The organism is Cupriavidus phytohabitans (assembly GCF_000426345.1).
Classification (GTDB): Bacteria; Pseudomonadota; Gammaproteobacteria; order Burkholderiales; family Burkholderiaceae; genus Cupriavidus.
The window spans coordinates 201,868-213,999 of record NZ_AUFE01000003.1 but is presented as its reverse complement, the minus strand read 5'-3'; the positions used below and the strand labels follow the sequence as shown (position 1 = coordinate 213,999).

12 protein-coding genes and 1 pseudogene are annotated in these 12,132 nt (G+C 67.1%); 7 read left to right on the top strand and 6 right to left on the bottom strand.

Features of this window, described 5'->3' with window-relative positions; translation table 11 throughout:
* Positions 1–46: 46 nt before the first annotated feature.
* On the bottom strand, positions 47–1,081 hold the full coding sequence (locus K309_RS0103855) for an aldo/keto reductase (protein ID WP_029045187.1): 1,035 nt from the start codon (positions 1,079–1,081) through the stop codon (positions 47–49).
* A gap of 287 nt (positions 1,082–1,368) precedes the next feature.
* Here K309_RS0103855 and K309_RS0103850 point away from each other — a divergent pair, with 287 nt between their 5' ends.
* Together K309_RS0103850 and fabG are read left to right on the top strand one after the other, a co-directional pair.
* Positions 1,369–2,598, top strand: a complete 1,230-nt coding sequence (locus tag K309_RS0103850; RefSeq protein ID WP_029045186.1) for an NAD(P)/FAD-dependent oxidoreductase — start codon at positions 1,369–1,371, stop codon at positions 2,596–2,598.
* A 45-nt stretch (positions 2,599–2,643) separates the two neighbouring features.
* Complete coding sequence (gene fabG / locus K309_RS0103845) at positions 2,644–3,375, top strand: 3-oxoacyl-ACP reductase FabG (protein ID WP_029045185.1); 732 nt, start codon at positions 2,644–2,646, stop codon at positions 3,373–3,375.
* Between the two features lie 116 nt (positions 3,376–3,491).
* On the opposite strand, the gene K309_RS0103840 is transcribed toward fabG, so the two are convergent.
* The 4 genes and pseudogenes from K309_RS0103840 to argG form a co-directional block, all read right to left on the bottom strand.
* The gene (locus K309_RS0103840; protein ID WP_029045184.1) at positions 3,492–4,145 is read right to left on the bottom strand and encodes a glutathione S-transferase family protein; all 654 of its coding nucleotides are present in this window, start codon (positions 4,143–4,145) and stop codon (positions 3,492–3,494) included.
* Positions 4,146–4,197: 52 nt separating this feature from the next.
* Complete coding sequence (gene pip / locus K309_RS0103835; RefSeq protein ID WP_029045183.1) at positions 4,198–5,151, bottom strand: prolyl aminopeptidase; 954 nt, start codon at positions 5,149–5,151, stop codon at positions 4,198–4,200.
* Between the two features lie 87 nt (positions 5,152–5,238).
* Positions 5,239–5,355: pseudogene (locus tag K309_RS43915) on the bottom strand (type II toxin-antitoxin system HicA family toxin); the annotation flags it as partial.
* A gap of 127 nt (positions 5,356–5,482) precedes the next feature.
* Positions 5,483–6,808: an argininosuccinate synthase gene (argG, locus tag K309_RS0103830; protein WP_029045182.1), complete on the bottom strand. Its 1,326-nt coding sequence runs from the start codon at positions 6,806–6,808 to the stop codon at positions 5,483–5,485.
* A gap of 302 nt (positions 6,809–7,110) precedes the next feature.
* On the opposite strand from argG, the gene K309_RS0103825 reads away from it, so the two are divergent.
* Genes K309_RS0103825 through K309_RS0103815 form a run of 3 tightly spaced genes read left to right on the top strand, consistent with a single transcriptional unit; the run spans position 7,111 to position 10,099 of the window.
* Entirely contained in the window at positions 7,111–8,274 is a 1,164-nt protein-coding gene (locus tag K309_RS0103825; protein ID WP_029045181.1) for a CaiB/BaiF CoA transferase family protein, read from the top strand.
* Between the two features lie 53 nt (positions 8,275–8,327).
* Positions 8,328–9,299 (top strand): Bug family tripartite tricarboxylate transporter substrate binding protein, encoded by a 972-nt coding sequence (locus tag K309_RS0103820; protein ID WP_029045180.1) that lies wholly within the window; start codon positions 8,328–8,330, stop codon positions 9,297–9,299.
* A 23-nt stretch (positions 9,300–9,322) separates the two neighbouring features.
* A complete protein-coding gene (locus tag K309_RS0103815) occupies positions 9,323–10,099 on the top strand; it encodes an enoyl-CoA hydratase (protein ID WP_029045179.1) in 777 nt (258 codons plus the stop codon).
* 6 nt (positions 10,100–10,105) lie between these two features.
* Here K309_RS0103815 and K309_RS0103810 read toward each other — a convergent pair whose 3' ends face one another.
* Complete coding sequence (locus K309_RS0103810) at positions 10,106–11,041, bottom strand: LysR family transcriptional regulator (RefSeq protein WP_029045178.1); 936 nt, start codon at positions 11,039–11,041, stop codon at positions 10,106–10,108.
* A gap of 263 nt (positions 11,042–11,304) precedes the next feature.
* Between K309_RS0103810 and K309_RS0103805 the strand changes: the two genes are divergently transcribed.
* Together K309_RS0103805 and K309_RS0103800 are read left to right on the top strand one after the other, a co-directional pair.
* Positions 11,305–11,730, top strand: a complete 426-nt coding sequence (locus K309_RS0103805; protein ID WP_029045177.1) for a VOC family protein — start codon at positions 11,305–11,307, stop codon at positions 11,728–11,730.
* Between the two features lie 97 nt (positions 11,731–11,827).
* Entirely contained in the window at positions 11,828–12,031 is a 204-nt protein-coding gene (locus tag K309_RS0103800) for a SlyX family protein (protein ID WP_029045176.1), read from the top strand.
* Positions 12,032–12,132 lie beyond the last annotated feature (101 nt).

Below are 12,132 nucleotides of genomic sequence, written 5' to 3'. Positions count from 1 at the left end.
TGCGCCACATGCCGGCGTGGTCCCGCACCACCGGCGTGCGTCGCAGTCATGCCTGCTGCGCGCGTGCCACCGGCCTTCCCCCGAACGGGTAGCCCGGGTCGTTGTAGCCGTGGGTCGACGCATGCCCCGGCACGACCAGTGCATCGATCATCGATTCTTCCTCGGGCGTGATCGCGACCCCGAGCGCACCGAAGTAGTCTTCGAACTGCGCCAGCGTGCGTGGCCCCGCGATGACCGACGAGACGATGGGGTTGGCCAGCACCCACGCCGTGGCGAACTGCCCCGGCGTCAGGCCGCGCGCCTCGGCATGCGCCTTGAGTTGTTGCGCGATCACCAGCGATTCCTCGCGGAACTCGGTTTCCATCATGCGGCGGTCGGCACGGCCGGCGCGCGTGCCCTGCTCCGGCGCCTGGCCGGGCGCATACTTGCCGGTCAGCACGCCGCGCGCCACCGGGCTGTAGGGCACCACGCCGAGGCCATAGTGCTCGCAAGCCGGCAGGATCTCCACCTCGGGCAGGCGATTCAGCAGGTTGTAGTACGGCTGGCAGACCACCGGGCGCGGCACGCCCAGTTCGCCGCACAGCCGGGCGATCTCGGCGATGCGCCAGCCGCGGAAGTTCGACACCGCCCAGTAGCGGATCTTGCCGCTGCGCACCAGGTCGCCCATCGCGCGGACCGCCTCTTCCAGGTTTTCGCCGGGATAGTCACGGTGCAGGTAGAGGATGTCGATGTAGTCGGTCGCGAGCCGGTGCAGGCTGTCCTCGACCGCGCGCGCGATCCACACGCGCGAGTAGTGCGAGTGATTGGGTGCGGACTGCATGGCGTTGCCGAGCTTGGTCGCCAGCACCCAGTCGTGGCGGTTGGCGGTCAGCAGCCTGCCGACCATCTGCTCCGACGCGCCCTTGGTGTAGACGTCGGCGGTATCGATGAAATTCACGCCGTGGTCACGCGCGCTGGCAACGATGCGCGCCGCCTCGGCTTCGTCGGTCTGGTCGGCAAACATCATGGTGCCCAGGCACAGCGCCGAGACGCGGAGGTTGCTGGCGCCGAGGCGGCGGTAGGGCATGGTGGTGTCTGGCATGGGTTCTCCGGAAAGGTTGTGTGACCACGGTCCCACATTTTGCCGGGAGTTCGGCCAGCTTGCCGGCAAGCACCGGCAGGCGGCTGACAGCGAAATAAACGCGGCTGCCATGCTGCTTTTATTGCGTGCCTTGTCAGGCCTTTGCTGCATGCCTGATTCCGCGCGACAGCGGCCTGAAATGGTTTCAAGATGTTGCTGGCACGCCAACTGGGGGCGTTTTGCCGCCATATTCTTGCGTTTGCCGGCGCTCACCCGCCGGCCTGACCAGGAACAAGGATCGGACACCAATGCAAACGGAAACCACGGATGTCGTCATCATCGGCGCAGGCCCTGCCGGCTCGGTCGCGGCGGGCTTGCTGCGCAAGCACGGAATCCCGGTACTGGTGATCGAGAAGGAAATTTTCCCGCGCTTTTCGATCGGCGAGAGTCTGCTGCCGCAGAGCATGGCCTATATCGAAAGCGCCGGCATGCTGCGCGCGGTGGTCGAAGCCGGCTTCCAGTACAAGAACGGCGCGGCGTTCTCACGCGCCGGCCAGCACACCGCCTTCGACTTCCGGGAAAAATTCTCTCCCGGCTGGGGCACGACCTATCAGGTACAGCGCTCCCGCTTCGACGATGTGCTGATCCGCGAGGCGGCACGCCAGGGCGCCGAAGTCCGCTTCGCGCATCTGGTCGAGAACGTCGATGTCGGCGGCGCGCAGCCGGAGGTGACGGTGCGCGCGCCGGACGGCAGCCAGTACCGGGTGCGCGCGAAATTCCTGCTCGATGCCTCGGGCTTCGGCCGCATCCTGCCGCGCCTGCTCAAGCTGGAGTCGCCGTCGGGCTTCCCGGTGCGCAGCGCGCTCTTTACCCATGTCGAAGACCGGATCGCGCCGGGAGCCTTTGACCGCAACAAGATCCTGATCAGCGTGCATCCGCGGCACCCGGACGTGTGGTACTGGACCATCCCGTTCTCGGACGGCCGCTGCTCGCTCGGCGTGGTCGCGGAGAAGGCATTCCTGGACAACTACACCGGCACCGAGACCGAGCGGCTGCGCGCGCTGGTGGCCGAGGAGCCCGGACTGGCCAGCCTGCTTGCCGATGCCTGCTGGGACACCCCGGCGCGCCAGATCGCGGGCTATTCGGCCAACGTCAGTTCGCTGTGGGGCAATGGCTACGCGCTGCTGGGCAATGCCGGCGAATTCCTCGATCCGGTGTTTTCCTCCGGCGTCACCATCGCCTTCAAGTCGGCCAGCCTGGCCGCTGACTGCCTGGTGCGCCAGCTCGGCGGCGAAACGGTGGACTGGGAGAAAGATTTCGCGCAGCCGCTGCGCGCTGGCGTGGATTGCTTCCGCGTCTTTGTTGAAGCATGGTATGAAGGCCGCTTCCAGAAGCTGATCTTCCACCCCAATGCCACGCCTGAGATCCGCGGCATGATCAGCGCGGTGCTGGCCGGATATGCATGGGACCGCAACAACCCGTTCGTCGCCGATCCGCGCCGCCGCATGGCGGTACTCGAAGAATTCTGCAACGTCTGACGGCCGCCGCCGAGCCGGCACGGCCCAACTGCTAGGACAACAAGCATGACCAATCCGACCGTACTGGTCACCGGATCGTCGCGCGGCATCGGCCGCGCCATCGCGCTGCGCCTGGCGCGCGACGGCTATGACGTGGTGGTCCATTGCCGCGCCCGCCGCGACGAGGCCGAAGCCGTGGCCGACGCGGTGCGCGCCCATGGCAGCAGGTCGCGCGTGCTGTGCTTCGACGTCAGCCGCCGGGACGAGGCAGCGGCCGCGCTGCTGGCCGACATTGCCACGCACGGCTGCTACTACGGTGTGGTCTGCAACGCCGGGCTGGCCCGCGACGCGGCGTTCCCGGCCATGACCGGCGCCGAGTGGGACGAGGTGGTGCACACCAACCTCGACGCCTTCTACAACGTGCTCAACCCGGTGGTGATGCCGATGGTGCAGCGCCGCCAGCCTGGCCGCATCGTCACGCTGTCATCGGTCTCCGGACTGGTCGGCAACCGCGGGCAGGCCAACTACAGCGCCGCCAAGGCGGGCATCATCGGCGCGACCAAGGCGCTTGCCATCGAACTGGCCAAGCGCGCCATCACGGTCAACTGCGTCGCGCCCGGCCTGATCGACACCGACATGGTCGAGCCGCACGTGCGCGAGGAAGCGCTGCGCCTGATCCCGGCGCGGCGCATGGGCACGCCGGACGAGGTTGCTGCCGCCGTCGCCTTCCTGATGTCGCCCGATGCCGGCTATATCACGCGGCAGGTGATTTCGGTCAACGGCGGGATGTTCGGGTAAGGCACCGTCATTCCGCCGTCCTTCCGCCGGCGCTCCCCTGGCAGCGCCGGCGGCGACCCGCAAGGGGTGCGGCGTCCAGCGAGAGCAAGTGCTGGCTGACGCGGACGCTCGCTGCGTCAGTCCCGGTCCGGAGCGCCCGGCGGAAAGAACGAGCGGTAGGGCCGCGCCTCGTCGACGGCCCGGCTGAAGGATGGCCGGGCCAGCAGCCGGGAGCGGTACGCGCGCACATGGGGGCACGCCGCAGGAACGGGATGCACCCAGTCCGCATAGAACAGCGACGGTGCCGCCGCGCAATCGGCCAGCGTGAAAGCCGTCCCCGCAGCCCATTGGCGGCCGGCGAGCCTGGCGTCCAGCCAGGCGTAGGCGCTTTCCAGCAGCTTGTGCGCCTCGGCCACGCCACAGGCATCGCGGTGGTCAGCGGGACGGAGATAGTCGAGCACGATGCGCTGCATCGGCGTCATCACGTACTGGTCGAAGAAGCGGTCCAGCAGGCGGACTTCGAGCGCGTCATCGGGCGCCTCAGGCAGCCAGCGCACCGCGCCCCGGTGATGCTGGTCGAGGTATTCGATGATGATGCTGGACTCGAACACCGTGCGCGGACCGTCCACCAGCAGCGGCATCCGCTGCAATGGCCATAAGCGCGCATGTTCGGCTGCATGCTCGGGATGGTCGGGCGACAGCATGCGAAACTCGAACGGGATCGCGTTCTCGTACAGCGCGATCAGCACCTTCTGGCAGTAGGAGGAAAACGGGTGGGCATAAAGCTGCATCGTGGGCTGCATTGCGGTCTCCTGTCTCCTGTCTCCTGTTGGCCCGGCCGGGCTACGCCGCGGCGAAGCGGTCGGTGGCGGCGATCAGCTGGTCCATGATCCCCGGCTCCGTCCACGCGTGGCCTGCCCCTTCGATCAGGTGAAAATCCGCCTTCGGCCACGCCTTGTGCAGGGCATGGGCATAGCGCACCGGGCACGGCATGTCATAGCGTCCGTGCACGATCACGCCGGGGATATCGGCCAGCTTGCCTGCGTCGCGCAGCAACTGTCCATCCTCCAGCCAGCAGCGGTGCGTGAAATAATGGTTCTCCAGCCGCGCGAAAGCCAGCGCGAAGTGGCTGTCATCATGTTTGGCGCTGTTGCCGGCATCCGGCAGCAGCGTGATGGTCTCGCCCTCCCACACGCTCCAGGCACGCGCGGCTTCGACCTGCTTGTCCTTGTCGTCGCCGGTCAGCAGCTTGCGATAGGCCGCCATCATGTTGCCGCGCTCCGCCTCGGGCACCGGCGCCTGGAAGCGCTCCCATTTCTCGGGGAATATCTCGGACACGCCGTACTGGTAGTACCAGTCCAGCTCTGCCTGCGACACCGTGTAGATGCCGCGCAGCACCAGCTCGCTGACGCGTTGCGGATGCTTCTGCGCATAGGCCAGCGCGAGCGTCGAGCCCCAGGAACCGCCGAATACCAGCCAGCGCTCCACGCCGGCCAGTTCGCGCAGCCGCTCGATATCGTCGACCAGGTGCCACGTGGTGTTGTTCTCCAGCCCCGCATGCGGCGTCGATCGTCCGCAGCCGCGCTGGTCGAACAGCAGCAAGTCATAGCGCGCCGGGTCGAACAGCCGCCGATGGTCGGCCGAGATCCCGCCACCGGGCCCGCCGTGCAGGAACACCGCCGGCTTGGCGCCCGGCGTGCCGACACGCTCGTAATAGAGGACGTGGCCGTCGCCGACATCAAGCGTACCGCTGTGGTAGGGCTCGATTTCCGGGTAGAGGCTGCGCAGGGAGGACATGGGTGGTGGCTCCGGTGGTCTCGAGGCCACAGTGTACGCCGCCAGGAATGGCGTTCGCGTCAGCCAGCATAGGGCTTTCTTCGGGTGAGGCACCGTTACCTTTCCTGGTTTGGTGGGGTGCCTGAACTGATGGTGCGATCCGACGATGTGCGTCAAATACCAGCCGTCGGACGTCAGTTGCCTGATCAGATCCGCGATCTTCATTTGCGCAACTTTACACAACACACGATGCGCCATCCAGCCCGCGTTGCTTGGAGACGGCGTAAAAAAAACCGGCACTCACGGTGCCGGTTTTCTACAAGCAGGTCGCGCCAGCCAGCGCAAACCCCAATCAGTCTTCCAGCTTCGGCAGCGAAGCGCTCACCTGCGTCGACAACAGGCCCGTCTTCGCATACGTCTGCAGCTTCTCGCGCGTATCGACGATATCCAGCGTACGCATCGTCAGCTGGCCGATGCGGTCCAGCGGGGTGAACATCGACTCGCCCTTTTCCATGGTCAGCCGTTCCGGCTTGTAGGTCAGGTTGGGCGAGGTGGTGTTCAGGATCGAGTAGTCGTTGCCGCGGCGCAGTTCGATGGTGACTTCGCCGGTGATGGCGCCGGCCACCCAGCGCTGGGCGGTTTCGCGCAGCATGATGGCTTGCGGATCGAACCAGCGGCCCTGGTACAGCAGGCGGCCCAGGCGGCGGCCGTTGTCGCGGTACTGCTCGATGGTGTCTTCGTTGTGGATGCCGGTGATCAGGCGCTCGTAGGCGATGAACAGCAGCGCCAGGCCCGGGGCTTCGTAGATGCCGCGGCTCTTGGCTTCGATGATGCGGTTCTCGATCTGGTCGCTCATGCCCAGGCCATGGCGGCCGCCGATGCGGTTGGCTTCCATGAACAGGTCGACGGCGTTGGCGAAGGTCTGGCCGTTCAGCGCGACCGGCTGGCCTTCCTCGAAGCGCACGGTGACTTCCTCGCGCTTGACTTCGACGTCGTCGCGCCAGAACTGCACGCCCATGATCGGCTGGACGATGCGGATGCCCGAATCCAGGTGCTCCAGGTCCTTGGCCTCGTGAGTGGCGCCCAGCATGTTGGAGTCGGTCGAGTACGCCTTCTCTGCCGACATCTTGTAGTCGAAGCCGTTCTGGCGCATGAACTCGGACATCTCGGCGCGGCCGCCCAGTTCGTCAATGAACTGCTGGTCCAGCCACGGCTTGTAGATCTGCAGGCCGGGGTTGGTCAGGAGGCCGTAGCGGTAGAAGCGCTCGATGTCATTGCCCTTGAACGTGCTGCCATCGCCCCAGATATTGACGCCATCTTCCTTCATCGCGGCGACCAGCATGGTGCCGGTGACAGCGCGGCCGATCGGGGTGGTGTTGAAGTAGGTGATGCCGGCGGTGGAGATGTGGAACGCGCCGCACTGCAGGGCGGCGATGCCCTCGGCCACCAGCTGCGTGCGGCAGTCGACCAGGCGGGCTTCCTCGGCGCCGTAGGCGTTGGCGCGGCGCGGGATGTCGTCGTAGTCGGGCTCGTCGGGCTGGCCCAGGTTGGCGGTGTAGGCGTAGGGGACGGCGCCCTTCTGGCGCATCCAGAGGAGTGCCGCGCTGGTGTCAAGGCCGCCGGAGAAGGCGATACCGACGCGCTCGCCGGTAGGAATGTGCTGCAGGATGGTAGTCATCGCCAGAAATCTAAGTGAATTTGTCGGCTCTTGGGCGGGCTTCCGCCACGCTGCGCGAAAAGCGCCAGCGCGCGCGGAAGCACGGCGACGCGGCCGGCCGAGTCACGGGCCGAGTCAGTGCCAAACGCGAATTGTGACACGGCAGCGCCCACGCGCCAAACGGCCGCCGCCGCCGGGCCGTTGGCAGCACCCCGGTGCAGCGTTGAAAAGCCGCGAACGCACCCTTCAAAACTCTCGACTGGTTCGCCCCCGGGAGCCCTCCCTATACTGCGCCGCATCGTCGTTTTGAGAGCGGAGTCGTCATGTTGCATCGCGCCTTGGAAGGGGTCCGGGTCCTGGACCTGTCGCGCATTCTCGCCGGTCCCTGGTGCACCCAGAACCTGGCCGACCTGGGCGCCGAGGTGACCAAGGTCGAGCACCCCCGGCACGGCGACGACACCCGCGGCTGGGGCCCGCCCTACCTCGACGCACCGGCCGGCACCGATGGCGATCCGCGCCTGTCGGGCTATTTCATCTGCTGCAATCGCGGCAAGCGCTCCGTGGCGATCGACTACAGCACGCCGGAAGGCGCCGCGCGGGTGCGCGAGCTGGCGCGCGAGGCCGACGTGCTGGTCGAGAACTACAAGGTCGGCACGCTGCGCCGCTACGGGCTCGACTACGAAACCCTCAAGGCGATCAATCCCCGCCTGGTCTACCTGTCGATCACCGGCTTCGGCCAGGACGGGCCGATGGCCGACAAGCCCGGCTACGACTATGTGTTCCAGGGCATGGGCGGCCTGATGAGCTATACCGGCCAGCCCGACGGCGCACCGGGCGCGGGACCGCTGCGCACCGGCGTGGCGGTGGTCGACCTGAGCACCGGCATGTATGCGACCTCGGCGGTGCTGGCCGCGCTCTACCAGCGGCAGTCGACCGGAGCCGGCGCTCACCTCGATATCGCGCTGCTCGACGTGGCCGTGGCGATGAATGCCAACCAGGCTGCCAACTACCTGGTCTCTGGCCAGAACCCCCAGCGCAGCGGCAACGCGCATCCCAACTGCGCGCCATATGAAGTGTTCCGCTGCGCCGACGGGCACCTGATCCTCGCGATCGGCAATGACGGCCAGTTCGCGCGCTTCTGCGCGGTGGCGGGCATGCCCGGGCTGGCGCAGGACCCGCGCTACGCTACCAACTCGGCGCGCATCGAGCATCTGCCGGCGCTGCGCGCGCTGCTGACTGAACTATTCCCGACCCGCACGCGCGCCGCCTGGACCGATGCGTTCGACGCCAACGGTGTGCCTTGGGGCCCGATCCACACCATGGATGAGGTCTTCGCCCATCCGCAGGTGCGGCACCGCGGCCTGATGCAGGTGGCGGAGCACCCCGTCATGGGCCGCGTGCCGATGGTGCGCAACCCGATGCTGGCGGGCCACGACGGCCCGCTCGTGCCGCCGCCGCTGCTGGGCGAGCACGGCGCCGCCAACTGATGTCCTGCCCAGACAAGACCGAAGACCGACAAACCCTGCTCCGGAGACACCCGATGAAACCAGTCCTTGCCACCGTTGCCCTGTTCGCCGCGCTCGCCGCTGCCGGCGCCGCGCAGGCCAGCGCCTACCCCGACCGCCCGATCAAGCTGGTCGTGCCCTACGCCGCGGGCGGCACCACCGACATCATCGCCCGCATCGTCGGCACCCACCTGGGCCCGGTGCTGGGCCAGCCGGTGGTGGTCGAGAACCGCCCGGGCGCTGGCGGCGCCGTGGGCAGCGCCTATGCCGCCAGGCAGCCTGCCGACGGCTACACGCTGGTGATGGAGGTGGAAAGCTCGCATGCGGTCAACCCCAACGTCTACGTCAAGACCGCGTATGACCCGGTGAAGGATTTCGCGCCGATCAGCAACCTCGCCGACGTGCCGAATGTGCTGGTGGTGAACCCGTCGTTCCCCGCGGCAGACCTGCAGTCCTTCATCAACCTGCTGAAAGCCAATCCGGGCAAGTATTCGTTCGGCTCGTCGGGCAATGGCGGCCTGAGCCACATGAACGGCGAACTGTTCATGAACACGACCGGCACGCGCATGCTGCACGTGCCCTACAAGGGCCTGGGCCCGGCGCTCAACGATGCGGTCGCGGGCCAGATCCAGGTGGTGTTCGACAACATCCCGTCGTCGTCCGCCCTGATCCAGGGTGGGCGGCTGAAGCCGCTGGCGGTCGCGGCGAAGCAGCGGCTGAAGGTGCTGCCCAATGTGCCGACCTATGCCGAAGCCGGCTTGCCGGCGATGAACAATCCGTCGTGGTTCGGACTGGCCGCGCCGGCCGGCACGCCCGCTCCCATCCTCGACAAGCTGAACCAGGCCGTGCGCAAGGTGCTGGCCGAGCCCGACGTGATCGCCGCGATCGAGAAGCAGGGCGCGATCCCGGCACCCACCTCGCGCCAGGCGTTTTCCGAACTGGTGCGCGGGCAGAATGCGCACTGGAAGCAGGTCGTCGACGATATCCACTTCACCAGGCTTCAGTAAGCGAGCCACCAGCAAGGACCGACATGAGCGAAACCATCCAGGAACAGCACGCCGGCGTCGATATCGACGCGCGCGGCATTGCCACCGTCACCATCCGCGACGCGGGTTCCCTCAACATCCTCGGCACGCCGGTGATCGCCTCGGCCACGCGCGCGCTCGAGGCGCTGGCCGCCAACGACGCCGTGCGCGTGGTGGTGCTGCGCGGCACCGGCGACAAGGGCTTTATCGGCGGCGCCGACATCAAGGAAATGGCCGCGCTGGACCGCGCCAGCGCGCAGGCCTTCATCAGCGGCCTGCGCCGCCTGTGCGACGCGGTGCGCCACTGCCCGGCGCCGGTGATCGCGCGCATGCCGGGCTGGTGCCTGGGCGGCGGGCTGGAGCTGGCGCTGGCGTGCGATATCCGCATCGCCGCCGACAATGCGCAGCTCGGCATGCCCGAGGTCAAGGTCGGCATCCCGTCGGTGATCCACGCCGCGCTGATGCCGCGCCTGATCGGCAATGCGCGCGCGTCATGGCTGCTGCTGACGGGCGAGATCGTCAACGCCGAAGACTCGCTGCAGTGGGGGCTGGTCAGCCGCGTGGTGCCGCTGGATGCGCTGGACCAGGAGGTCGAGCGCGTGGCCGCGCTGCTGGCGGGGTTCGGTCCCGTCGCCGTGCGCCAGCAGAAGCGTTTGCTGCGCGAGTGGGAGGACGCGCCGGTCGATGTGTCGATCAACAACAGCGTGGCGGAATTCGGCAGCGCGTTCGACACCGGCGAGCCGCAGCAGCATATGGCTACGTTCCTCAACCGCAAGCGCTGATTTGGGCTATGGCGCCGTGCTGGCCACGGCGCCGCCCTCGCGCGTGGCCACCACGCGCGGATCGTTAAGCAGGAACTGCGCGAACGCCTCGGCAAATGCCGGCAGCTTGCCGTCGGCGCGCACGATCAGGTTGAGTTCGCGCAGTGCCCACGGCTCGGCCAGCCTCACCCCCACCACGCGCGCTTCGCGCAGTGCCTGTGCGGCCACGCTGCGCGGCACCAGCGCCACGCCCACCCCCGCCTCGGCCAGCGACAGCACTGCATCGAAGCTGTGCGCATGCAGCCGCACGTTCGGGCTCTTGCCCGCGCGCTGCGCCATCTCGCGCAGGAACAGGAAGTTGCTGCTGGTGCGGCTCATGCAGACAAAGTCGAAGGCCAGCGCCGCGCCGAAGCGCACCTCCGGCTCGCGCGCCAGCGGATGCTCCGCCGCCACCGCCAGGATCAGCTCGTCGCGCGCATAGCGCACCGAGCGCACGCCGGTGGTCTCGAAATCGCCGGCGAGGATGCCGACGTCGGCCTCGTGTGCAGCCACCGCGGTCAGGATCGCCTGGCTGGCGCGTTCTTCGAGGTCGATGTTCACGTCCGGGTTGGCCAGCAGGAAGCGGCTCACGCTCGGGATGATGAAGCCGTTCAGCGAGCTGCTGTTGGCCAGCAGCCGGATATTGCCTTTCAGGCCCGCCGAGAAACGGCCCACCTCGCCGTGCATGCGCTCGACGCCGAGCAGCAGCTCGCGCACATGGACCAGCAGTGTTTCCCCAGCCGGCGTCAGCTCCATGCCGCGCGCAGTGCGCACGAACAGCGGCGTGCCCATCGCATGTTCCAGGTTCTTCAGCCTGTAGCTTGCCGCCGATGCGGTGATATGCGTGGCCGAAGCACCGCCGGAAAGACTTTGTGCATCGGCGATCGCCTGGAACAGGCGCAGGTCGGTCAGTTCGTAACGCAAGGCAGCCCCGGATGTCTAAGGTGGGTCAGGCGAGAACCGGATCGAGACGGTTCGCGGGCATTCTAGTGCAGCACGGCGCGCACGGTCTCGCCGACAACCGGCCTCGCATTGATGTGGACACCGGCCACTTTGTTTGCTAAGGTATTGTGGACGGCGTACACAATACCGTTGCGCCCGTTGCCGGATCCTCGCGACCATCGTCCGTACGATGGCTACGTTCTTCCTGGCTGCCCGCCCGGGCAGCCTCCTTTACAGGAGTTGTCATGCAAGTCCAGCCCTATCTCTTTCTTGAAGGTCGTTGCGATGAAGCTGTCGAGTTCTACAAGAAGACCCTTGGCGCCAAGGTGAACATGCGGATGACGTTCAAGGAGAACCCCGAGCCGGAAAAGGCCGATCCCAGCTGCCAGGCTCCGCCGGGAACGGAAGACAAGGTCATGCATATGGAATTCCAGATCGGCGACAGCGTGATCATGGCGTCCGACGGCCGCTGCTCGAACCAGCCCAAGTTCGAGGGCTTCGGCCTGACCATCAGCTTTGCCGACAAGGCCGGGGTGGAAAAGGCCTTCAACGCCCTGAAGGAAGGCGGCCAGGTGGTGATGCCGCTGGACAAGACCTTCTTCGCCGAGCAGTTCGGCATGGTGAGCGACCGCTTCGGCATCATGTGGATGTTGATCACCGAGCAGAAATAAGCGCGGCGCGTGCGGTTTCGCCGGCGGTGGCGGCATACGGGATTACAATGCGCGCCGCCAGCCGGAGGAACCGGCGAACCCACGACAGCCACGCGCCATGGACGAACGCATCACGGAACTCGAAATCAAGCTCGCCTTCCAGGAAGACCTGCTCGAAACGCTCAACGCTACCGTGGCCCGGCAGCAGCAGCAGATCGACCTGTTGCAGGGGCAGTTTCGCGCGCTCTACCAGCAGTTGCGCAGCGCCACGTCGACGGCGGCGGAGTCCGATCCCCTGCAGGAAATCCCGCCGCACTACTGATGCCGCGCGCAGGGTACGCATCTGCCATGTGACGGAACGCCGTCCCGCGCACGCGGTCTGACTGGCTGACACCCATCCATGGCGCGCCGACGAGGCGCGCA

Coding starts and splice junctions, on each gene's coding strand:
- K309_RS0103855 (WP_029045187.1), bottom strand. CDS start 1,081: ATGCCAGACACCACCATGCCCTACCGCCGCCTCGGCGCCAGCAACCTC.
- K309_RS0103850 (WP_029045186.1), top strand. CDS start 1,369: ATGCAAACGGAAACCACGGATGTCGTCATCATCGGCGCAGGCCCTGCC.
- fabG (WP_029045185.1), top strand. CDS start 2,644: ATGACCAATCCGACCGTACTGGTCACCGGATCGTCGCGCGGCATCGGC.
- K309_RS0103840 (WP_029045184.1), bottom strand. CDS start 4,145: ATGCAGCTTTATGCCCACCCGTTTTCCTCCTACTGCCAGAAGGTGCTG.
- pip (WP_029045183.1), bottom strand. CDS start 5,151: ATGTCCTCCCTGCGCAGCCTCTACCCGGAAATCGAGCCCTACCACAGC.
- argG (WP_029045182.1), bottom strand. CDS start 6,808: ATGACTACCATCCTGCAGCACATTCCTACCGGCGAGCGCGTCGGTATC.
- K309_RS0103825 (WP_029045181.1), top strand. CDS start 7,111: ATGTTGCATCGCGCCTTGGAAGGGGTCCGGGTCCTGGACCTGTCGCGC.
- K309_RS0103820 (WP_029045180.1), top strand. CDS start 8,328: ATGAAACCAGTCCTTGCCACCGTTGCCCTGTTCGCCGCGCTCGCCGCT.
- K309_RS0103815 (WP_029045179.1), top strand. CDS start 9,323: ATGAGCGAAACCATCCAGGAACAGCACGCCGGCGTCGATATCGACGCG.
- K309_RS0103805 (WP_029045177.1), top strand. CDS start 11,305: ATGCAAGTCCAGCCCTATCTCTTTCTTGAAGGTCGTTGCGATGAAGCT.
- K309_RS0103800 (WP_029045176.1), top strand. CDS start 11,828: ATGGACGAACGCATCACGGAACTCGAAATCAAGCTCGCCTTCCAGGAA.